This is a genomic window from Massilia oculi (assembly GCF_017582745.1).
Lineage (GTDB): Bacteria > Pseudomonadota > Gammaproteobacteria > Burkholderiales > Burkholderiaceae_D > Telluria > Telluria oculi_A.
The window spans coordinates 177,480-197,856 of record NZ_JAFVIM010000011.1; the positions used below are offsets into that span (position 1 = coordinate 177,480).

The 20,377-nt window shown below is 64.4% G+C and carries 20 protein-coding genes and 2 tRNA genes; 15 read left to right on the plus strand and 7 right to left on the minus strand.

Annotation, left to right across the window (positions count from 1 at the left end; translation table 11 throughout):
• The first annotated feature begins 81 nt into the window (after positions 1 to 81).
• The 3 genes from J3U95_RS14830 to J3U95_RS14840 all read left to right on the plus strand — a co-directional run bounded on the left by J3U95_RS14830 (position 82) and on the right by J3U95_RS14840 (position 3,298).
• Positions 82 to 2,091: a two-component system sensor histidine kinase NtrB gene (locus tag J3U95_RS14830; protein WP_208279325.1), complete on the plus strand. Its 2,010-nt coding sequence runs from the start codon at positions 82 to 84 to the stop codon at positions 2,089 to 2,091.
• A gap of 96 nt (positions 2,092 to 2,187) precedes the next feature.
• Positions 2,188 to 2,769, plus strand: coding sequence for a response regulator transcription factor (locus J3U95_RS14835; RefSeq protein WP_109346373.1), 582 nt, complete (start codon positions 2,188 to 2,190; stop codon positions 2,767 to 2,769).
• 148 nt (positions 2,770 to 2,917) lie between these two features.
• Positions 2,918 to 3,298, plus strand: coding sequence for a DUF3052 family protein (locus J3U95_RS14840; RefSeq protein WP_208279326.1), 381 nt, complete (start codon positions 2,918 to 2,920; stop codon positions 3,296 to 3,298).
• Positions 3,299 to 3,317: 19 nt separating this feature from the next.
• On the opposite strand, the gene queG is transcribed toward J3U95_RS14840, so the two are convergent.
• Complete coding sequence (gene queG, locus J3U95_RS14845; protein ID WP_208279327.1) at positions 3,318 to 4,415, minus strand: tRNA epoxyqueuosine(34) reductase QueG; 1,098 nt, start codon at positions 4,413 to 4,415, stop codon at positions 3,318 to 3,320.
• Positions 4,416 to 4,455: 40 nt separating this feature from the next.
• On the opposite strand from queG, the gene tsaE reads away from it, so the two are divergent.
• From tsaE to J3U95_RS14860, 3 genes are read left to right on the plus strand one after another with little or no spacing between them, the layout of a single operon-like run.
• Positions 4,456 to 4,965: a tRNA (adenosine(37)-N6)-threonylcarbamoyltransferase complex ATPase subunit type 1 TsaE gene (tsaE, locus tag J3U95_RS14850; RefSeq protein ID WP_208279328.1), complete on the plus strand. Its 510-nt coding sequence runs from the start codon at positions 4,456 to 4,458 to the stop codon at positions 4,963 to 4,965.
• Positions 4,917 to 6,431, plus strand: coding sequence for an N-acetylmuramoyl-L-alanine amidase (locus J3U95_RS14855; protein ID WP_229519848.1), 1,515 nt, complete (start codon positions 4,917 to 4,919; stop codon positions 6,429 to 6,431). The genes tsaE and J3U95_RS14855 overlap by 49 nt, the downstream gene beginning before the upstream one ends.
• A 13-nt stretch (positions 6,432 to 6,444) precedes the next feature.
• Complete coding sequence (locus tag J3U95_RS14860) at positions 6,445 to 7,230, plus strand: D-hexose-6-phosphate mutarotase (protein ID WP_208279330.1); 786 nt, start codon at positions 6,445 to 6,447, stop codon at positions 7,228 to 7,230.
• Between the two features lie 148 nt (positions 7,231 to 7,378).
• Here the strand turns inward: J3U95_RS14860 and J3U95_RS14865 are convergent, their stop codons facing one another.
• Entirely contained in the window at positions 7,379 to 8,401 is a 1,023-nt protein-coding gene (locus J3U95_RS14865; protein ID WP_208279331.1) for a carbonic anhydrase, read from the minus strand.
• A 209-nt stretch (positions 8,402 to 8,610) separates the two neighbouring features.
• On the opposite strand from J3U95_RS14865, the gene J3U95_RS14870 reads away from it, so the two are divergent.
• The 5 genes from J3U95_RS14870 to J3U95_RS14890 all read left to right on the plus strand — a co-directional run bounded on the left by J3U95_RS14870 (position 8,611) and on the right by J3U95_RS14890 (position 12,768).
• The gene (locus J3U95_RS14870; RefSeq protein ID WP_208279332.1) at positions 8,611 to 9,540 is read left to right on the plus strand and encodes a peptidylprolyl isomerase; all 930 of its coding nucleotides are present in this window, start codon (positions 8,611 to 8,613) and stop codon (positions 9,538 to 9,540) included.
• A 44-nt stretch (positions 9,541 to 9,584) separates the two neighbouring features.
• On the plus strand, positions 9,585 to 11,516 hold the full coding sequence (mutL, locus tag J3U95_RS14875) for a DNA mismatch repair endonuclease MutL (protein ID WP_208279333.1): 1,932 nt from the start codon (positions 9,585 to 9,587) through the stop codon (positions 11,514 to 11,516).
• Between the two features lies 1 nt (position 11,517).
• Positions 11,518 to 12,471 (plus strand): tRNA (adenosine(37)-N6)-dimethylallyltransferase MiaA, encoded by a 954-nt coding sequence (miaA, locus tag J3U95_RS14880; protein ID WP_208279334.1) that lies wholly within the window; start codon positions 11,518 to 11,520, stop codon positions 12,469 to 12,471.
• A gap of 81 nt (positions 12,472 to 12,552) precedes the next feature.
• A tRNA-Met gene (locus tag J3U95_RS14885) sits at positions 12,553 to 12,629 on the plus strand.
• 62 nt (positions 12,630 to 12,691) lie between these two features.
• Positions 12,692 to 12,768: transfer RNA gene (locus J3U95_RS14890), tRNA-Met, on the plus strand.
• A 43-nt stretch (positions 12,769 to 12,811) separates the two neighbouring features.
• On the opposite strand, the gene J3U95_RS14895 is transcribed toward J3U95_RS14890, so the two are convergent.
• Complete coding sequence (locus J3U95_RS14895) at positions 12,812 to 13,579, minus strand: hypothetical protein (RefSeq protein WP_208279335.1); 768 nt, start codon at positions 13,577 to 13,579, stop codon at positions 12,812 to 12,814.
• Between J3U95_RS14895 and J3U95_RS14900 the strand changes: the two genes are divergently transcribed.
• A complete protein-coding gene (locus J3U95_RS14900; protein WP_208279336.1) occupies positions 13,569 to 13,805 on the plus strand; it encodes a hypothetical protein in 237 nt (78 codons plus the stop codon). The two genes, J3U95_RS14895 and J3U95_RS14900, sit on opposite strands and share 11 nt — an antisense overlap.
• A 415-nt stretch (positions 13,806 to 14,220) precedes the next feature.
• Here the strand turns inward: J3U95_RS14900 and J3U95_RS14905 are convergent, their stop codons facing one another.
• The 3 genes from J3U95_RS14905 to J3U95_RS14915 form a co-directional block, all read right to left on the minus strand.
• The gene (locus tag J3U95_RS14905) at positions 14,221 to 14,379 is read right to left on the minus strand and encodes a hypothetical protein (RefSeq protein ID WP_208279337.1); all 159 of its coding nucleotides are present in this window, start codon (positions 14,377 to 14,379) and stop codon (positions 14,221 to 14,223) included.
• Between the two features lie 84 nt (positions 14,380 to 14,463).
• Positions 14,464 to 14,796, minus strand: a complete 333-nt coding sequence (locus J3U95_RS14910) for a putative signal transducing protein (RefSeq protein ID WP_208279338.1) — start codon at positions 14,794 to 14,796, stop codon at positions 14,464 to 14,466.
• Positions 14,797 to 14,807: 11 nt separating this feature from the next.
• Positions 14,808 to 16,076, minus strand: coding sequence for a DUF445 domain-containing protein (locus J3U95_RS14915; protein ID WP_208279339.1), 1,269 nt, complete (start codon positions 16,074 to 16,076; stop codon positions 14,808 to 14,810).
• A gap of 156 nt (positions 16,077 to 16,232) precedes the next feature.
• Between J3U95_RS14915 and J3U95_RS14920 the strand changes: the two genes are divergently transcribed.
• On the plus strand, positions 16,233 to 17,948 hold the full coding sequence (locus J3U95_RS14920) for a cation:proton antiporter domain-containing protein (protein WP_208279340.1): 1,716 nt from the start codon (positions 16,233 to 16,235) through the stop codon (positions 17,946 to 17,948).
• A gap of 139 nt (positions 17,949 to 18,087) precedes the next feature.
• Positions 18,088 to 18,480 carry a RidA family protein gene (locus tag J3U95_RS14925; protein ID WP_208279341.1) on the plus strand — a complete coding sequence of 131 codons (393 nt, stop codon included), beginning with the start codon at positions 18,088 to 18,090 and terminating at the stop codon, positions 18,478 to 18,480.
• A gap of 33 nt (positions 18,481 to 18,513) precedes the next feature.
• On the opposite strand, the gene J3U95_RS14930 is transcribed toward J3U95_RS14925, so the two are convergent.
• Positions 18,514 to 19,020 carry a lipocalin-like domain-containing protein gene (locus tag J3U95_RS14930; protein WP_208279342.1) on the minus strand — a complete coding sequence of 169 codons (507 nt, stop codon included), beginning with the start codon at positions 19,018 to 19,020 and terminating at the stop codon, positions 18,514 to 18,516.
• A gap of 231 nt (positions 19,021 to 19,251) precedes the next feature.
• Between J3U95_RS14930 and J3U95_RS14935 the strand changes: the two genes are divergently transcribed.
• Positions 19,252 to 20,280, plus strand: a complete 1,029-nt coding sequence (locus J3U95_RS14935; RefSeq protein ID WP_229519849.1) for a type VI secretion system Vgr family protein — start codon at positions 19,252 to 19,254, stop codon at positions 20,278 to 20,280.
• The last annotated feature ends 97 nt before the right edge of the window (positions 20,281 to 20,377 follow it).

Genomic DNA, 20,377 nt, shown 5'->3' on the forward strand with positions numbered 1-20,377 from the left:
CAAGTCTGTGCCGCACCGTGGTCGACCGCCATCGTGGACTTCCACAACAGCCGGACAGTTTAACCAATACAGGACTCATGCATGAAAATTCCGTTCGCCCAGCCCATGTCGGAACCGCGCGCGCGCATCCGCGCCTGGCGGTTCTGGCGCTGGCTGGTGCCGATGCTGCTGGTGCTGTTGTTCCTCGCCGTGCTGATCTGGCTGCCCTGGCAGGCGCGCCAGATGGAAAGCACTGAGCGCCAAGAGCAGCTGATTGCGGACACGCTGTGGGTCGAGCAGACCTTGCGCTTCGAGCTGGCGCGCAGCGAGGACGCCCTCAGCGCCCTCGGCGCCGACCTGGTGGTCGCGCCGCTTCCGCCGGAGAAGTTGCAGGCGCGTTTCCGCCAGATGTTCGTCAATGGCCCGGAACTGGTGCGCGTGGTCTGGAGCGACGCCTCTGGCGCCGTGCTGGACAGCCATGGCGCCGACCTGCCCGCCGCCGGCCTGCCCGAGACCACGATGCTGGCCGGAGAAATGGCGCGCTCGATCCGGCGCGGCCGCTACAGCGAACCGTATGGCGCCACGCCATCCACCCATGGCCTGATCGACTTTTACCTGCCGCTATTGCGCAACGGCCAGTTCGTGGGCAGCCTGGTCGCGACCTACAGCCTGCAGGTGCTGCTCGACGAGACCGTGCCCTGGTGGTTCGCCCAGGACAATGCCCTGGCACTGGTCGACCGCGACGAACAGACGGTGGCGCGCCGCGCCGCCGGCGGCCCGGGACGCGGCGTCTACACCCACCAGCGCGAGCTCGACCTCCCCGGCGCCCAATTGGTGCTGTCGACCAACAGCGTCAAGCGCGCGCCGCAGCTGCTGCCGAACCTGCTGGTCGGCTCGGTGATCGTGCTGGCCCTGGGCCTGTTGACCAGCCTGGCCGCGCTGTGGCGCCACATCTCGCGCACGCTGGCGGCCGAAAGCGCGCTGCGCCAGCAGATGGCGTTCCGCACGGCGATGGAGAACTCGCTGCTCACCGGCCTGCGCGCGCGCGACCTGAAGGGCCGCGTCACCTATGTCAACCGCGCCTTTTGCCAGATCGTCGGCCATCCGCCGGAAGAACTGATCGGCAAGAAGCCGCCGATGGCCTATTGGGCGCCGGAAGCGACCGCTGAATACGAGGAACGCTTCCAGGGCATCCTGTCGGGCAAGGTCACGCCGCAATTCGAGACCGTGTTCCAGCGCCCGGACGGGACCCGGGTGCCGGTGCTGGTGTTCGAGGCGCCGCTGGTCGACGTCGACGGCCGCCATACCGGCTGGATGAGCTCGGTACTCGACATTACCGACCGCAAGCGGGTGGAGGAACTCAACCGTCAACAGGAAGAAAAGCTGCAGGCCAGCGCGCGCCTGGCCACGATGGGCGAGTTGTCGTCGATGCTGGCGCACGAGCTGAACCAGCCGCTGGCGGCGATTTCCAGCTACACGGTGGGCGCCCTGAACATGCTCGAGCGCGCCGCCGGCACCGGCGAAGACCTCAAGCCGGGCATGCTGCGCCACGCGCTGGAACAGGCGCGCCAGCAAGCCCAGCGTGCCGGCCAGATCATCCGCAGCGTGCACGAGTTCGTCAAGAAGCGCGAACCGCTGCGCCAGGAGGTGACGATCCGCAGCATCATTTCCAACGTGCACGCCCTGATCGAGCTGCAGGCGCGCCAGGCCGGCGTGGCGCTGCGGGTGCAATTGCCGCCCGGCTTGCCGCCCGTGCTGGCCGACCGCGTGATGCTGGAGCAAGTGCTGCTCAACCTCACCCGCAATGCGATCCAGGCCATGCAGGACACGGCGCCGGACCAGCGCGTGCTGCGCATCGAGGCGACGCATACGGACGGGCAGGTGGCGGTGGCGGTGATCGACCGCGGCCACGGCATCGCCCCTGAAGTAGCTGAGCGGCTGTTTTCTCCGTTCTATTCGACCCGTGCCGAGGGCATGGGGATGGGCTTGTCGATCTGCCGCACCGCGATCGAGTTCCATGGCGGCACCCTGAGCCATGCGCCGCATCCGGCCGGGGGCACCGTGTTTACATTTTCGCTGCCGGCCCAAGCGGCCAGCCGGGCGCTAGGCTAAAATTCGGTCTGCGGCGCGCCGGTGTTCACCCGATGCGCCATCTTTACTAGAAAAGCGACAAGGCGGGAAGCCCATCCCGCCACTACGGAGACCTGCATGCTGCACATCGTCGACGACGAAGAAGTCATTCGCGATTCGCTCGCCTGGCTGGCGCAATCGCGCGGCCTGCCGGCGCGCGGTTACGCGGGTGGCCAGGAATTCCTCGACGCCCTGCAAGACCTCGACGTCAGCGGCGACTGCGTCCTGCTCGACGTGCGCATGCCCGGCATGAACGGCATCGCCGTGTTCGACGACCTGATCAAGCGCGGCCTGCTGCCGCGCCTGCCCGTGATCTTTCTCACCGGCCATGGCGACGTGCCGATGGCGGTCGACTCGCTCAAGCGCGGCGCTTTCGATTTCTTCGAGAAACCATTCAACGACAACCAGCTGATGGACCGGGTCGAGGAAGCCCTCGCCGCCTCGCGCAAGGCGGCCGCCTCGGCCGGCGTGCAGGCGCGCCTGGCCACCCTGTCGGCGCGCGAACGCGAAGTGCTCGACCTGATCCTGGCCGGCATGATGAACAAGGTGGTGGCCGATAAACTGGGCATCAGCATGCGCACGGTCGAAGTGCATCGGGCCCATATCTTCGACAAGATGCAGGTCAAGACGGCCGTCGAACTGGCCGGGTTGTTGAAATAAATCGGCCGCGCATTCGCGCGGCCTCTCCCTTTTTGCCGACCTTGTCGTGAGTCAAGCGTTCCAACCTCTCAATGGAAGCCTTGTAAAATAGTCTTGAACGCGCCGCGGCCCCGGGCGCCGCGATGCCACTCTCTTTTAGGAAACTCCAATGAACGAAAAGACAGTTGCAGACAAGATGTTTTTACGAACGGCGAAATCGATGCTGGTGCTCAATGGCCAGGTCAATCCGACCGTGGCGGCCCAGATGCCGGCCGAGATCGTCAAGGAGGGCGACGGTCCCTTCGACGTGATCCTGATGTTCTGCATGCACCGCAAGGATCTCGAGCACTATTTCGACGTCGCCAAACGCAAGCTGGGCGAGAAGGGTTCGTTGTGGATCGCCTATCTCAAGCAAACCGCCTCCAAGGCCACCGACATCAACCGCGATTCGATCAATGCCTATGCCAAGGAGAACGGCATCACCGGCGTGGCCATGATCTCGATCGACGGCGACTGGTCGGCCCTGCGCCTGAAGCGCATCGAGATCTGATGGCCTGATTCATACCGGCTCAGGCGACGTGGCGCGCCAGGGCCCAGGCGACGTGTTCGCGCACCAGTTCGGACGGATGATCGAGCCGGGATTGCAGGGCAGCCACGATGGCCGTATCTCCGCGCTTTTTCTCGGCGGCATTTCCCAATCCCACTGCCAGGTTGCGCAACCAGCGTTCGTGGCCGATCCGGCGGATCGGGCTGCCTTCCATGCGGCGGTTGAATTCTTCCTCGTCCCAGGCGAACAGGCCAACCAGGTCGCCTTCGCCAAGGCCGTTGCGCTCGTCGAAATCCGGCACCGACGCACGCTGGGCAAACTTGTTCCACGGACAGGCCACCTGACAATCGTCGCAACCATAGATGCGGTTGCCGATCAGGGGCCGCAACGCTTCCGGAATACTGCTTTTGAGCTCGATCGTCAGGTAAGAGATGCAGCGCCGCGCGTCGAGCTTGCCCGGTCCCAGGATCGCCCCGGTCGGGCACAGGTCGATGCATGCCTGGCACTGCCCGCAATGGGCGCCGGTGGGCGGGTCGACCGGCAGCGGCAGGTCGACCAGGATTTCTCCGATGAAGAAGGTCGAGCCGGCCGCGCGCGACAGCAGCAGCGTGTGCTTGCCGCGCCAGCCCAGGCCGGCCTTCTCGGCCAGCGGCAACTCCATCACCGGCGCCGAATCGGTGAACACGCGAAAGCCGAACGGGCCGATCGCGTCCTGGATGCGGCCGGCCAGCGACTGCAGGCGGTTGCGCAAGACCTTGTGGTAGTCGCGGCCCCTGGCGTAGACCGAGACCACGGCGGCATCCGGATCCTGCTGGCGCAGGCGCTCTCCGGCGCGCCAGTCGCCGTCGCCGCTGGCGGGCAGGTAATCCATGCGCGCCACGATGGCGCGCACCGTGCCCGGCACCAGTTCGGCGGGACGGGCACGCTTCATGCCATGGCTTGCCATATAATCCATCTCGCCGTGGTAACCCGCGTCCAGCCAGGCTTGCAGGCCGGCCTCCAGGTGGCCCAGGTCGACGTCGGCGATGCGCACGTCGGCAAAGCCCAGCTCCTTGCCCCACGCCTTGATGGCGCGCGCAAGCTGGGGCAGGTCGGGGGCAGGGTCGGGGGAAGTGGACATACCGCAAGAAATCACGCAGAACAACTCGCTATTTTATTCGATGCAGCCTTTTAAATCGCGCTTGCAGCGCTATCTGCCGGACGAATCCGCCACTTCCGCCCTCGGCGCAGCCCTGGCGCGCGCCTTGCAGCCGGGCCTGGTGATCTATCTGCACGGCGACCTCGGCGCTGGCAAGACCGCCCTCACCCGCGCGCTGATCCAGGCGGCGGGCCACACCGGCACCGTGAAAAGCCCGACCTATACCTTGTCGGAACCGTATCGGGTGATGCTCGATGGCAAGCCTTTGAACGTCATCCACTACGACCTGTACCGCATGTCGAGTCCGGAAGAATTCCTGGACGCGGGCTTTCGCGAGGACTTCGACGGGCGCAATGTGTGCATCGTCGAGTGGCCCGAAAAAGGCGATCCGGTGTTGCCGCCGCCCGACTTGCGTGTCTTGCTCAACGTTAGCGGGCCCGGCCGTGATGTAGAATTGCAGGCGTTGTCCGAATTAGGCCTGCTATGCCTCGACCGTCTCGCCCCCCTTCTGCCGCCCCAGCCGCCCGCGTGACACCTTCGTCCTCGCGCCGCCGCGTCCTGCTCAAGGCCGGCGGCACGCTGCTGCTGTCCGTCATCCCGCTGCACGCCAGCGCCAATGAAATCCTGGCCGTCCGTGTCTGGCCCGCCCCCGACTATACCCGGGTGACGCTGGAAAACGACACCGACCTCAAGGCCGAACACTTCCTGATCCCCGATCCGCCGCGCCTGGTGGTCGATATCGACGGTCTCGCCCTGAGCAACACGCTCAAGAGCCTGGTGGCCAAGATCGAGCCGAACGATCCGTACATCAAGCAGGTGCGGGTGGGCCAGAACCGCCCGAACGTGGTGCGCCTGGTGTTCGACCTCAAGGCCGAGATCAAGCCGCAGGTGTTTACGCTGGCCCCGGTGGCCGGCTACCAGCACCGCCTGGTGTTCGACCTGTATCCGGCCGCCCCGGTCGACCCGATCGCCGCCCTGATCGAACAGGGCGACTGGAGTCCGGGCCCGACCACGACCCTGGCGGCCGATCAGCCGGCCCTGGGCGATCCCGTCGCCAGCACGCCGGTGGCCGGCGCGCCGGCCTCGCCCAATCCCGCCACCGGCACGCCGCCGGTGCAGATTCCCGTGCCGCCGCCCGCCGTCCCGCGCACCCAGCCGAATGCCGGCCCGGACGCGATCGCCAAGCTGGAAGCCGAAATGTCGGCGCTGAAGGGCACGGCGCCCGTCGTGGCGGTGCAGCCGCCGCCGACGCGCAGCCCGGCCCCGGCGCCCGCGCAGAAAGTGGCGCGCATGATCACCATCGCCCTCGATCCGGGCCATGGCGGCGAAGACCCGGGCGCGATCGGCGCCAAGGGCAGCCGCGAGAAGGACATCGTGCTGGCGGTGGCCAAGCGCCTCAAGGCCAAGCTGGAGCAGATGCCGAATACGCGCGTGATGTTGACCCGCGACGGCGACTTCTTCGTGCCGCTGGGCACGCGCGTGCAAAAGGCGCGCAAGGTGCAGGCCGACCTTTTCGTCTCGATCCACGCCGACGCCTGGATCTCGCCGACCGCGCGCGGCTCGTCGGTGTTCGTGCTGTCGGAAAAAGGCGCCAGCTCGAGCGCGGCGCGCTGGCTGGCGAACGACCAGAACAAGGCCGACCTGATCGGTGGCGCCAATCTGACGGGCACCAATGACAAGCACCTGGCCAGCGTGCTGTTCGACCTGTCGACCACGGCCCAGATCAACGACAGTCTCAAGCTGGGCAAGGCCGTGCTGAAGGAAATCGGCGGCATCAACCGCCTGCACAAGGCCTCGGTCGAGCAGGCCGGCTTTGCCGTGCTGAAGGCGCCGGACATCCCGTCCATCCTGGTCGAGACCGCCTTCATCTCGAACCCGCAGGAAGAAGCGCGCCTGAACGACGACGGCTACCAGGACCAGCTGGCCAATGCGATCACGAATGGCATCCGCCGCTATTTCGCCGATAATCCGCCCATGGCCAAGAGCCGCCAGACCTGAGCCCGACCCCATCATGGAAAACATCACCTTCGGGCAACTGCCCGCGATTCGCATCACGGCGCCGGACGGCGCCAGCGCCGTCGTCACCCTGTATGGCGGCCACCTGGTGTCGTGGCATGGCGCCGACGGCGGCGAGCGCATGTTCCTCAGCAGCCGCTCGGCCCTGGACGGCAGCCGCGCGATCCGTGGCGGGGTGCCCGTCATCTTTCCGCAATTTGGCGAACGCGGCGACGGCATGCGCCATGGTTTTGCACGCCTCAGCACCTGGCGCCTGGAACGGCACGGCATCAAGGGCGAGGCGGCGTGGGCGGAGTTCGGCCTGAACGAGGCCGACCTGGCGCCGGCAACCGCCACCGCCTGGCCGCACCGCTTCGCACTGGCGCTGCGCGTGACCGTACGCGCCAATGAGTTGGAGATGGCCCTCAGCGTGCGCAACGCGGGCGAGGCGCCCTTCCCGTTCGCGGCGGCGCTGCACACCTATCACCTGGTGCCGCACCTGGCGGACGTGCGCATCGAGGGGCTCGAGGCCGGGACCTTGGCGATCGCGGACAAGCTCGACGTGGTTTATGAAAATATTGCCGGCAACATCACCCTGGGCACCTGGGCGCGCGTACTGACGCTGGAGCAAGAAGGTTTCGGCGATGCCGTGGTGTGGAATCCGGGCGCCGCGGATACGGCCGCGCTGGCCGACATGGAAGACGACGAGTACCAGCGCTTCGTGTGCATCGAGCCGGCACAGTTGAGTCCGGTCGAGCTGGCGCCGGGTGCGGTGTGGGAAGGGCGTTACCGCGTTTCCTGACGATATAAGCAAATCGGGGTCAGGTCTGACATTCGGACACGGCCTCTGCAATCGCCCTTGGTGGCACAGTCCAGGTCGTGTCCGAATGTCAGACCTGACCCCACTTGTGACCTGATCATAAAAAACGCGCCTCGGCGCGCTTTTTGTTTTACATCGATTCCTTGACCATCCGCCCATTCGCCTGCTGCACAGGCCGCGAATTGAATGGATAAAGCCGCGAGAACAAGGCCATCTGCTGGGGCGACGCCGTCATCGGCTGCTTCATCACCAGCCACAGCACGTTCTCGGTGCACGGCGGCTCGCTCAGCGAGCCCATATAGGTGAAGTAGTCGCGTCGCGCCGGCAGGATCTCGTTCACGTCGAGCACGATCGATGGCGTCACCGTCATGTGCTTTTCCAGTGGTAGATTGTTCCATACGGTCTGGATCATCGGATTGGCGTCGCCGCGCTCGAGCAGCACCGCCAGGATGGCGATCTTGTTGTCGTAGCTCTTGTGGACCAGGTGCACGACCATCTCGGTGCCCTTGCCGTTGATGCGCTCTTCGCCCGGGCGATGGAAGTGGAATTGCTGCAGCTCGTAGGTCGTGCCGCCCACGCTCAGGAAGTTCCCGCCCGCGACGTTGACCTGGATCGTATGGCCATTGTCGATCTCGTTGAACGAGCTCGGGTGGTAGTCGAAGTTGATCTGCTCCAGGTCGACCTTGATGCCGTCGCGCAGGTCGATCGGCGATTGGCGATTGCCGGTATTGCAGGCAGCCCAGGCGGTATTGATCTTCGACCAGTTCTCGGGGCCGAACTCGCCCTCATAAGTCCAGTGGGTGCCGTTCTTCGGCTTGGCGGCCTCGATGGCTGCAGCGGCGGCGACTGCGGCTTCCTTCTTGCGACGGGCTTCCGCGGCGCGGCGTGCGCGTGCGGCGTCCTCGGCGCGCAGGGCTTGCTTGGCGCGCAGCTCGGCCAGTTTTTCGGCGATACGGACCGACAGGTCGACTTCCGCATCTTCTTCGGATTTTTGGGCAGCAGCAGGGGTAGCCGCGCCAGGCCGCAGGTTCGGCTTGATCGAGGCAATCGCCATCGGTTTCTCAACCGCCGGCTTGGTCGTGGGGGCTGCATCGTTCGCATTCGCCAGAGCGGTGACCAGGCTCAGGGCGAATAGTGCGATCAGGTTACGCATGGGTGTCCAGATAGTGTGCTTACCCTATCCTTATCGGACCCGGCGCAGCTAACTTGAGTGCGTCGCGGCAACAAAAGGCGCTGAATTTACGCGTTTTGCCGACTTATTTACACCAATTGTCAACTAAGGCAAAGGATGTGCCGGCCAAGTTTGTACAGACCTCACGCTCGACTACAATTGCCTGATACAAATAACCAAATGGAGAATCCATGAAGGCAGCGACCACGATCCACGCAATCACCGCCATGGCGCTCGCTGCCGTGCTCGCGCACGACGCCGCCGCCGCACCGTCTGGGTCCGGCAAGGAGTTGCCGCCCAAGCCCTCGGTGGCGGACGTGGTCAAGGCGTCCAAGCCGGGCGACTGGCGCCCCCTCGATCCCGAGAACACGCTTTACATGGAACTGCCGGCCGGCCGCGTGGTCATGGAACTGGCGCCGAACTTCGCGCCGAAGGCGGCCGCGAACGTTCGCGCGCTGGTGCGCGAGCGCTATTTCGACGGCTTGTGGATCATGCGCGCGCAAGATGGCTTCGTGGTGCAATGGGGCGATCCGGACGAGGAAACGCCACGCCCGTTCAAGGCCGCCAAGACCGTGGACGCCGAATTCACCGTGCCCGCGAAAGGCACCGGCGCGTTCACGCAACTGAGGGAACGCGACGTCTACGCGCCGCAGGTCGGCCACGTGAACGGCTTCCCGGTAGCGCGCGACCCGAAGGCCGGCCAAACCTGGTTGCCGCACTGCTACGCCATGGTCGGCGTGGCGCGCGACGAAGGGTCCAATACGGGCAACGGCTCGCAGCTGTACACGGTGATCGGCCACGCGCCGCGCCACCTGGACCGCAACATCACCGTGGTCGGCCGCATCGTGTCCGGCATGCCGCTGCTTACCGTGATGCCGCGCGGGACGGCCGCCGCCGGCTTCTACGAGAAGGAAGAACAGCGCACGCCGATCGCCAGCGTGCGCCTGGCGGCCGACGTGCCGCTGCCCGAACGCAGCAAGCTCGAGGTGATGCGCACCGAGAGCGCCGCCTTCCAGGCCGTGATCGAGGCCCAGCGCAACCGCGGCGGCCCGTGGACCAAGGTCGCGGCCGGCGCCATCGACCTGTGCAATGTGCCGGTTCCCGTGCGCGAACAGCAATAAGCCGTTGACGATCCGGGGGCGTGGCAGCGCGATATAATCGCGGCATGAACGCCCCTGCCCCGACCCACCGCCCCATCCAGCAGCTCCCCGACCAGCTCATCTCGCAAATCGCCGCCGGCGAAGTGGTCGAGCGGCCATCGGCCGTCGTCAAGGAACTGCTGGAAAACGCGCTCGACGCGGGCGCGACCCAGATCACCGTGCGTCTAGAAGAAGGCGGCGTCAAGCGCATCGCGATCACCGACAATGGCCGCGGCATCGCGCCGGAACAGCTGCCGCTGGCGCTGGCGCGCCATGCGACCTCCAAGATCTCTTCGCTGCACGACCTCGAGAACGTGGGCACGCTGGGCTTTCGTGGCGAGGCGCTGGCCTCGATCGCCTCGGTGGCGGCAGTGCGCATCACCTCGCGCACGCCGGATGCGGCCCACGCCTGGGAAATCGTCGGCTCGCACGAAGGCACGGTCGCGCCGTCGTCCGGGGCCTGCGGCACCACGATCGACGTGCAAGACCTGTACTTCAACACGCCGGCGCGCCGCAAGTTCCTGAAATCCGAGCAGACCGAATACGGCCACTGCGCCGAAGTCGTGCGCCGCATCGCGCTGGCGCGTCCGGACGTGTCGTTCAGCCTGTCGCACAACGGCCGCACGATCGACCACTGGAACGTGAGCGAAGCGGCCAAGCGCAGCGCCCACATCCTCGGCAGCGATTTCGCCGAGGCGCGCCTGGAACTCGATGAATCGGCCGGTCCGCTGCACCTGCACGGCTACGTCGGCCTGCCGACGGCCTCGAAGGCGCGCGCCGACGGCCAGTTCTTCTACGTGAACGGGCGTTTTGTGCGCGACAAGGTGCTGGTGCACGCGGTGCGCGCCGCCTACCAGGACGTGCTGCACGGCGACCGCTTCCCCTCGTACGTGCTGTCGCTCGACCTCGATCCGGCGCTGGTCGACGTCAACGTCCACCCGTCGAAGATCGAGGTGCGCTTCCGCGACAGCCGCGCGGTGCACCAGTTCGTGTTCCACGCGGTGCAGCGCACGCTGGCCCAGACCTCGGCCACGGCGCACGGCAGCGTGCCGGCGCCGATCACGGCGGCCGAGGTGCGGCCGAGCGGGACGCCGCTGTGGCAGTTGTCGCAATCGCCATCGCAGCCGCAAATGCGGCCGCACGAGCAGACCTCGTTCGGGTCGCAGCTATCCACCTTTTCGCCGTCGCCGTATCCGGCCGGCAGCCGCTGGGATGATCCATCCACGCAAGGCGGCGTGGCGCAGCGCACCGAAGCATATGGCGCGCTGTTCAAGTCGGATGCGACAACCACGGTGCCTGCGCCTTCGTCCGCCCCGATGGACGTGCCGCTATCGGCGTCGGACCGCCCGCTGTCGAACGACGACTTCCCCCTCGGCTTCGCACTGGCCCAGCTGCACGGCATCTACATCCTGGCCCAGAATACCCGCGGCCTGGTGCTGGTCGACATGCACGCGGCCCACGAACGCATCCTCTACGAGCAGATCAAGAATGCGCTCGACGCCCAGGCCCAGGGCCAGGAGATGCAGGTGCAGTCGATGCTGATTCCGGTGACCTTCTACGCCGACGCGATCGAAGTCGCCACCGCGACCGAGCACCAGGACACCCTGAAGGCGCTGGGCTTCGACATCGCCGCCCTGTCGCCGACCACGCTCGCCGTGCGCAGCGTGCCGACCCTGCTCAAGAATGCCGACGCCCAGACGCTGGCGCGCGACGTGCTGCGCGACGTGCGCGAATATGGCGGCTCGCGCGTGCTGATCGAGCGCAGGAACGAGCTGCTCGGCACCCTCGCCTGCCATACGGCGGTGCGCGCCAACCGCATCCTGGCAGTGCCCGAGATGAACGCGCTGCTGCGCCAGATGGAAAGCACCGAGCGCGCCGACCAGTGCAACCACGGCCGCCCGACCTGGGTCCAGCTCGAAATCTCCGCGCTCGATAAACTGTTCTTGCGCGGCCAGTAAGATGAACGAGATGAAGAAACCAATGGCCGTGGCCATCATGGGCCCGACCGCGTCCGGCAAGACCGCTAGCGCCCTGCGCATCGCGCAAACCCGCCCGGTAGAGATCATCTCGGTCGATTCGGCCCTGGTGTATCGCGGGATGGACATCGGCACCGCCAAGCCCCTGCCGTCCGAACTGGCCGCCGTGCCGCATCACCTGATCGACATCCTCGATCCGCTCGAGGCGTATTCGGTGGCGCAGTTCCGCGCCGACACCATCCGCCTGGTGCGAGAGATCACGGCGCGCGGCAAGCTGCCGCTGCTGGTGGGCGGCACGATGATGTATTTCAAGGGACTGGTCGACGGCCTGGACGACCTGCCGACGGCGGATGCGGGCGTGCGCGCCGCGCTCGATGCGGAGGCAGCGCGCATCGGCTGGCCCGGCATGCACGAGAAGCTGCGCGCGGTCGATCCGGTGACGGCCGCGCGCCTGGCGCCGAACGACGCCCAGCGCATCAACCGCGCGCTGGAAATCCATCAACTGTCCGGCCAGCCGATGTCGGCACTGCTGGCAAAGCGTTCCAAGCCCGAGCTGCCGTTCGAGCTGGTGTCGTTCGGCCTGGAGACCGATGACCGCGCCGTGCTGCACAAGCGCATCGCGCTGCGTTTCGACCAGATGCTGGGCGATAGCGACGACGAAGGATTGGTAGCGGAGGTGGCGCGCCTGCGCGCGCGCGGCGACCTGTCGCCTGCGCTCCCGTCGATCCGCTGCGTCGGCTATCGCCAGGCCTGGGATTACCTGGATGGGAACATCGACCGCGCAGAATTACGTGAACTGGGCATCATCGCCACCCGCCAGCTGGCCAAGCGCCAGATCACCTGGTTGCGCGCGATGCCGGACCGGGTCGTGATCGACTGCCTGGGGCCAGACCCGGCGGGAGCGATGCTGGATCACCTGGCGACGTTAAGTAAATGACATCGGCGCGACATTTTTCTGCACGGAACACGCCACGATCTTGACACGCAACCGGTCGCGCCCGATAATATTGGTCGTTGCGGTGATATAGCTCAGCTGGTTAGAGCACAGCACTCATAATGCTGGGGTCGGTGGTTCAAGTCCACCTATCACCACCAAGAATTCCAAGCGAATGGCTTGGCTCTCCAACGAGTCAAGCCATTTTTGCTTTGTCAGTTTCGGTGATATAGCTCAGCTGGTTAGAGCACAGCACTCATAATGCTGGGGTCGGTGGTTCAAGTCCACCTATCACCACCAAATACAGAACGGCCCGGTTCGCAAGAACCGGGCCGTTGTTGTTTCAGCGTTCCGAAAACCGCGGGTCCAGTCCGAACGCCTGCATTTTGGGATGGGTGGTCACATAATCCCAGACCTCCTCGCGGGAGGTCAGCGGCGTGTGCCCATATACCTTGTCCAGTGCTACGAGCGTGACAGTGATCAGCTGATTTTTGCAATAGGTCTGGATCTGCGTCGACGCTTGATAACGATCCTGCTGCAACTGGCCAACCATCCACAACACTGGCCGCCACCAGTCGTAGGCAAAGTCGCAGTGCTTGATGACGGTCGCGGACGATTCACGCTGGGCAAGCATCGCGAAGAAGTTCAACATATTGTCGAGCATGAGCCTATCGGCGCGGTCGGCCTGCACGATGTCTGCGTCGGACAGGTCGCGCTTGGCGTCATCGAGCTCGCGCAATATATGCATCGTGCCGGTCGGCAGCGGTAGCTGCTCGACGACGAAGAGACGACTCGCAAGGAATTGCGCATAGTCGCGATCCTTCACCGCGGCGAGCAAGGTGCGGAACGCACTGTCTTTGACGTGCTGGAATTCGAGGCTGGTAAATGCTTGGAACAACTCGAAGATCGAGCGTTCGATCTCTTCGCGCCGGGCATCCTCTGTCTGCTCGACCTGAAGCAGCAAGCCGATCACCACACCGCCGAAAGCCAGCGCCGTGAACAGTACGTTCAGCCCATTGAAGACTTTTTCGAACGGATCGTTGAAGGTTGCATCGGGCAGCGTCAGCGCCACCGGATAGGCGATCAGCCAGACGAGAAAGATGATCAGCATGATTGCTGCGGTACGCAGGGCCGGCGAGATTTTCATAAATATGGATGTTCGTATGAAATGGCGATCATACGGCAGCAATGTTGCTCTATTGGGAAATGAATCTGGCTTGGGCACGACATTATGCGTGGCGAGTCACAAAGCCGGCCATGATGACGAGGTCATACCAAGCGCTCAGGCGCACGAATTTCACTTAATGGGAATGTTGCATGACTCTCTCCTCGACTGAAAGGCCCAGCCTAAAGGTCAAGCCTCGATGGGAGGAATGATGAATATTGGTGAACTGGCGCTAGCGACCGAAGTCAGTCTCTGAAAAGCGTCGACTGATCCGCGCTGCGCGCGGCACAAACGGTTATCGGCGTGATACGGCGGATACGGTGCATCTGGTCGGCTATATCCGGCTCACCCAGCCGCTGGGATTCAGCCTGGCTGAGATCGGCGAGAACTTGCCGGCGTTGTAGGACGCACCCGAATCAGAAGCGGCGATCGCGCGACTTCTGATGGACAACATGAGGGCCATCAATACGCGCATTGAAGAATTGCAGGATCTGCGCACAGGCCTGGTGGCGCAAATGGGTGCATCGTGCCCCCTCGCAACGGGCGCCTGCCGTCATCGAATCGGGCGCCAGATGCGCCCGCCCGCATCAATTCTTCTTGCCGCCCCCCGAGACCTTGTTCTCGGTGGCCCAGGCACGGCGCTCGGCCTCCTTCTTGCCGACGCCCTTCTTCTCATAGCCTTCCTTGATGTGCTCGGCCTGACGCTTCTGCTTGTCGGTGTACGACGATTTATCACCCTGGGGCATGATAGCTCTCCTTTCGATCGCAAAAGGCCAGCCTACGCCGCAGGCCGCTATCGATTCGTGCGTCACCCCACTTATCGACGCGGTCTACTCAGCCTTATGCCACTCGCCATCCGGCGCGTGTTCGTCGAGCGCATAGTCGCCGCGCGCCAGCGCTTCGAGCACCGAATACGCCTGCTGCACGTGTTCGGCATCGACCAGCAGGCGCACGCCCCCCAGGGCCGGCGCCAGCAACAGGTCGGTCTGCATCAGGTGGGCGTCCGCCAGCATGGCGGGGATGCCGGAGGCTTCCAGGCAGCCCTGGGCCAGGTTGGCATCCATGGGAACCATATAGCGCGCCACCACGTACAGGTCGCGCTCGGGAATGCGCTCGACCTCGGGGTGGGCGGCGAGCCAGTCGTTCAGTGCGAGCGTGTGCATGGTGGAGGCCTTCAGTTCAGGAGCGCGGGCAGGTGGGACAGCAGGTACAAGGTCACGCCGATCATGCCGCCCACGATGGTGCCGTTGATGCGGATGTACTGCAAGTCCTTGCCGATATTGAGTTCGATCTGGGCCGACATCTCGCGGTCGTCCCATTGCTTGACGGTGTCGGCGATGTGGCGCGTCAGGAAGCCCGCGAATTCGGGCGCCACGCCGCGCGCGGCCGATTCGAGGTTCTCGTGCAGCGACTGGCGCAATGCCGGATCTTCGCTGAGCACCTTGCCGATCCAGGCGCCCATCGCGACGATACGGCGGCGCAGGCTGGAATCCTCGCTTTCCAGGTCGCGCTTGAGCCAGGCCTTCAGTTCGGCCCACAGCGAACCGAGATAGGCATTGAGGGCCTCGTCCTCGAGCAGGTAGCGCTTGACGTCGTCGGCCCTGGCCAGGAAGGAGGCATCGGTTTTCAGGCGCTCGATGAAGCCGGCCACGTAGTCGTCGAAGCGTTGGCGCAGCGGGTGCTCGGGATCGGCCGCGACCTTGTTCAGCACCCCGGCGGCGAGGCGCACGGCGATGTCGGCGCCCTTGCGGCCGATGAGATCCGACGGCAGCATCTTTTCGATGAAGGCATAGTCTTCCTTGAGCCATTCGACGATGCCCTGGGCGATGTAGTCCTGCGTGTCCGCGTTGTCCAGCAAGCGCGCCAATTGCCGAATGCCTTCGTCGAGCAGTTCCTGGTGGCGCCGGCCGCGGGTCAGGCTCTCGAGGATGGCGCCGCTCGACTTCGACAGGTCGACGCTCTTGACCATCGTGTGCACGCCGCGGCGGATGAAGTTCTGCACCGCCCCGTCTTCGATGAAGTCGAGCATGAAGGTCGCGGCCCGCACCAGGTGGGCGCCCATCAGCTCCGTATTGGCCGGCTTGACCAGCCACTCGGCCACCTTCTGCACCGGATCGTGGCGCCGGATCAGCTTGATGATCGAATCGGTGTCGAGGAATTTTTCGCGCACGAACAGGGCCAGGTTGTCGGCGATCTTGTCCTTGTTGCTGGGGATGATCGCGGTATGGCGCGACACGATCGGGATCGGCACGCGCCGGAACAGCGCCACCACCGCGAACCAGTCTGCCAGCGCGCCGACCATGGCCGCTTCGGAAAAGGCACGCAGCAGGCCGGTCCACCAGGTGTACGGCAGCAGCAGGCTGATCACGAACAACGCCGCCGCGCCCACGAAGAAGCCGAGGGCGATCCGTTTGGAACGGCGCAGTTCATCCTGTTTTTCCATGCGGCTCTGGCTCGGTAGTGACAATATGCCAATGCTATCGCACTTCACGCCCGGACGACGCGCCTGCGGCGCATCGACGCCTGTCGGTATTTTCATGGCCTGTACATACTGCTGACTTATACTAAAGAAATCCCAACCTGATAAGCCGCCGCCCTGATGCACCACGAATTAAGCCTGATCACCACGATTGCCGCCGCACTCGGCTTCGGCCTGATATTCGGCATGCTGGCGGTGCGCCTCAAACTGCCGGCGCTGGTCGGCTACCTGGCCGCGGGCGTCTTCATCGGCCCCGCCACGCCGGGCTTCGTGGCGGACATCGGCCTGGCCTCGCAACTGGCGGAGATCGGGGTCATGCTGCTGATGTTCGGGGTGGGGCTGCATTTCTCGCTGAAGGACTTGCTCGACGTGCGCCGCATCGCCCTGCCCGGCGCCCTGCTGCAGATCGGCGTGGCCACCGGGATGGGCATGGCGCTGTCGTGGTGGTGGGGCTGGAGCCTGGGCGCGGGCATCGTGTTCGGGCTGGCGCTGTCGGTGGCGAGCACCGTGGTGCTGCTGCGCGCACTGGAGGCGCGCGGCGTGCTCGACTCGATGAACGGCCGCATCGCGGTGGGCTGGCTGGTGGTCGAGGATCTCGTCATGGTGCTGGTGCTGGTGATGCTGCCGGCGCTCGCCGGCCCGCTGGGCGGCAAGGGCGATGCCGGGCTCGATCTGTGGCCGGCGCTGGGCATGACTTTGTTGCAGGTAGGCGGCTTCATCGCCTTCATGCTGATCGTCGGACGCAAGGTCTTCCCGTGGTTCCTGTGGCGCGTGGCCAGGACCGCCTCGCGAGAGCTCTTCACGCTATCGGTGATCGCGGCGGCGGTCGGCATCGCCTATGCGTCATCGAGCCTGTTCGGCGTATCGTTCGCCTTGGGCGCATTCTTCGCCGGCATGGTGCTGCGCGAATCGGAACTGAGCCACCGCGCGGCCGAGGAATCGCTGCCGCTGCGCGATGCGTTCTCGGTGCTGTTCTTCGTCTCGGTCGGGATGCTGTTCGATCCGATGGTCCTGGTCGACAATCCGCTGCACGTGCTGGGCGTGGTGCTGGTGATCGTGGTCGGCAAGTCGCTCGCTGCTTTTGTTTTGGTGCTGGCGCTGCGCTATCCGCTCAATACGGCGCTGACGGTGTCGGCCAGCCTGGCGCAGATCGGCGAGTTCTCCTTCATCCTGGCGGCGCTGGGCATGCAGCTCGGACTGCTGCCGGAGCTGGGCCAGAACCTGATCCTGGCCGGCGCCATCATCTCGATCGCCTTCAATCCGCTGGTGTTTTCGTCGATCGAGCCGGCGCAGCGCTGGTTCGGCAAGCAGAATCACCTGATGCACCTGGCGCGCAAGCTGGAACGGCCGGCCGATCCGCTGGCGGAACTGCCGATGACGACCTCGCGCGAAAAGCTCAGCAACCAGGTGGTGCTGGTGGGGTTCGGGCGGGTCGGGCGGCGCATTGCGGACGACCTGACGGCGCGCGGGATTCACTTCGTGCTGGCCGAGCAGCACCGCGAACTGGTCGAGCAGGCGCGCCAGCGCGGCATCCCGGCGGTGGTGGGCAATGCGGCGGAGCCGGCGGTGCTGATCCAGGCGCATATCCACAAGGCGGCGATGCTGGTGATCGCGACGCCGGATACCTTCGACGTGCGCAAGATGGTGGAGATTGCGAAGGCGCTCAATCCGTCGATTCGCTGCGTGGTGCGGACGCATAACGACAAGGAGGCCGAACTGCTGCGGGCGGAGACGGGTGGGCGGGTGTTCGTTGGTGAAGAGGAGTTGGCCAGCAGCATGACGCGGCATGTGCTGGAGACGCTGCGGGAGCGGGAGCGTGCTCCAATCGAGCATTGAACAATGTCGTCGCCGTCAGCTGAAGGCGGACCCTCCTGAGCAGAGACCGCGCAAGCGGACGCGACAGCACAGGAGGTTACGGCAAAATATGGTGAAGTGGTTACTAAATTATTGACTCACTATCCCAGGAGGAATCATCATGAGTGTGCGCGACGCCGTTTTCCCCGCTGGCCGGCACGACCTTTACGTGAAACAGACCTATTCGGCGGCAATCAGGTCAGGCGATCTTCTCTTCGTGTCGGGCCACGTCGGAAGCCGCGACGACGGTTCGCCCGAGCCTGAGTTCGAGGCCCAGGTTCGCCTCGCCTTCGCGAATCTCGAGGCGACGCTGCAAGCGGCTGGGTGCGGGTTTGACGATATTGTCGACGTCACCACGTTTAATACCGATCCCGAAAAACAGTTTGCATCGGTGATGAAGGTGAAAGGTGAAATCTTTCCTGAAGCGCCTTATCCGAACTGGACTGCCGTCGGCGTCACTTGGCTTGCCGGTTTCGACTTCGAGATCAAGGTCATTGCTCGCATTCCCGCCTGATCATCGGATTGGAAGAGTCGGCCCCGGTGACCGCTACTGACGCTTGACCCGCTGCCAGACGATCCGGATCCTGGTGCCGTCCGGCCTCTGGAAATTCTCGGTCATGCGGTCGCCTTCGACGACCAGGCGCAACTCCTTGCGGGTACGCACCTGCCCGATCCAGTTCGGAAAGGTCGATGCCTCGACGCGGTTGCCGCTGAAGACGCCCTCCTTGTCCACCGTATAGGTGCCGAAAAAACCGATGCTGCCGGCCATCGCCGCGCGGTTTTCTTCGGCCGTGCCCTGCCCTCGCACATCCGAAGCAAATTTCGGAATAGTCGCATCGGTCAGCACTTCGATGAAATGCATGTCTTCGGTGAACACGAGCAGGCCATTCGGCTTGTCGCCATAGGCCGGTACATTCTTGCCATCCGGGTCGATTTGGGCGGTCACCATGCGCCAGGTGCCAAGAACCTGGTTTGGCGATTTGGCCTTGGCGGACGCTGTGATACCGGTCAGCACTACGAGAAGGAAGAAACAGGCAAGCTTCGGGATACGCATGGCAATCTCCTGTATATGAAGTAGACCCATCCCATCATAGTCGGGCGGAAGAGCCTGATCATCTACCTGACCTTGCATGCGGTAATGAACAGCGCAGAACAATGGCATCGCATTTCGTGATCTCGCGGTCAGATGCAAAGCTCACGCGGTGAGTGATGACGTAACGCAATATCTAAACGGCAGAGCACCGATATCTTGTCTCCGATAAGTTTATCTGGAGCACATCTCGACATGGCCATCGCATTGACGGAGCAGATCAAGACCGCATTGGCCGAGTATTCAGGCGCATCCAGATTGATGAATCTGACGATTGGAGACTGTCGTGCGGCACGGTGCGATTTTCTGGCCGAGGCTTTCTACGGTGAAGATGGGTTACAGGACGTGGGCGGTTGCGAGTTAATCGCACTGTCTACGAGCGCGTTCGTCCAGCCGCAGGCCTTGCTGGGGCAGACGGCCAAGCTTGAACTCAGCCTGGCAGATGGCACACGTACTCCCCTGTCCGGCGAGATCAGCGAGGTTGCGCAGTTGGGCAGCGATGGCGGCCTGGCACGCTACCGGATTCGGATCTCACCTTGGCTATGGCGCCTGGAGCATGTCCGTAACTGCCGCGTGTGGCAGGACAAGCGTGTGATCGATATCGTCGATGCGGTATTTGCCGCATATTTGCCGCTGGCGCGCTGGCGTTGGAGCGACGAGACCAGTGCTTTCATGGCAGGGACTCTCCCGCGCAGCTATTGCTGTCAGTACCGGGAAACGGATCTCGACTTCGTCCGTCGCTTGCTGGTCGAAGAAGGCTTGGGCTGGCGAGTCGAGCAGGACGATGCCGGGCACGGGCTGGTGCTGTTTGCGGACAGCACCCAGGCTAGCGCCGTGCCGGAGGATGCGAGCAGCGCAGCCGGTGACGGCATCCGCTTTCATGGCGCCAGCCCGGTCGAGCAGGCCGACTCCGTGCAAGCTTTGGTGTCCCAGCGACGCCTCCACGCATCGCTTACCACCTTGCTGAGCCAGGATTACAAATCGAAACGCAGCGTCAGCGCCAACTCTCCATCCTTCGTGCGCAACAATAAACTCCCAGAGTTAGAGACGTATGACGTACCGGGGCAGTACGCCTATGCGAATGGCGATCAGGCGCGGCGCTATGCCGACCTGCAGATGCAGGAAGCCGAAGCACGCGGACAGCATTGGCAAGGCCGTTCCACGGTGCGCACGCTGCGTGCCGGAACGCGCCTGAAAGGTAAGCGTCAAATCAGCACCGTCTAGACACTGAACGGCGCCGGTCGCAAAGTAGTCCCCACTAAATTTTGGCGGGGACTATTTTGGAAAGCGAAGTTGAACATAACAGGCGTCGGCGTAGCAC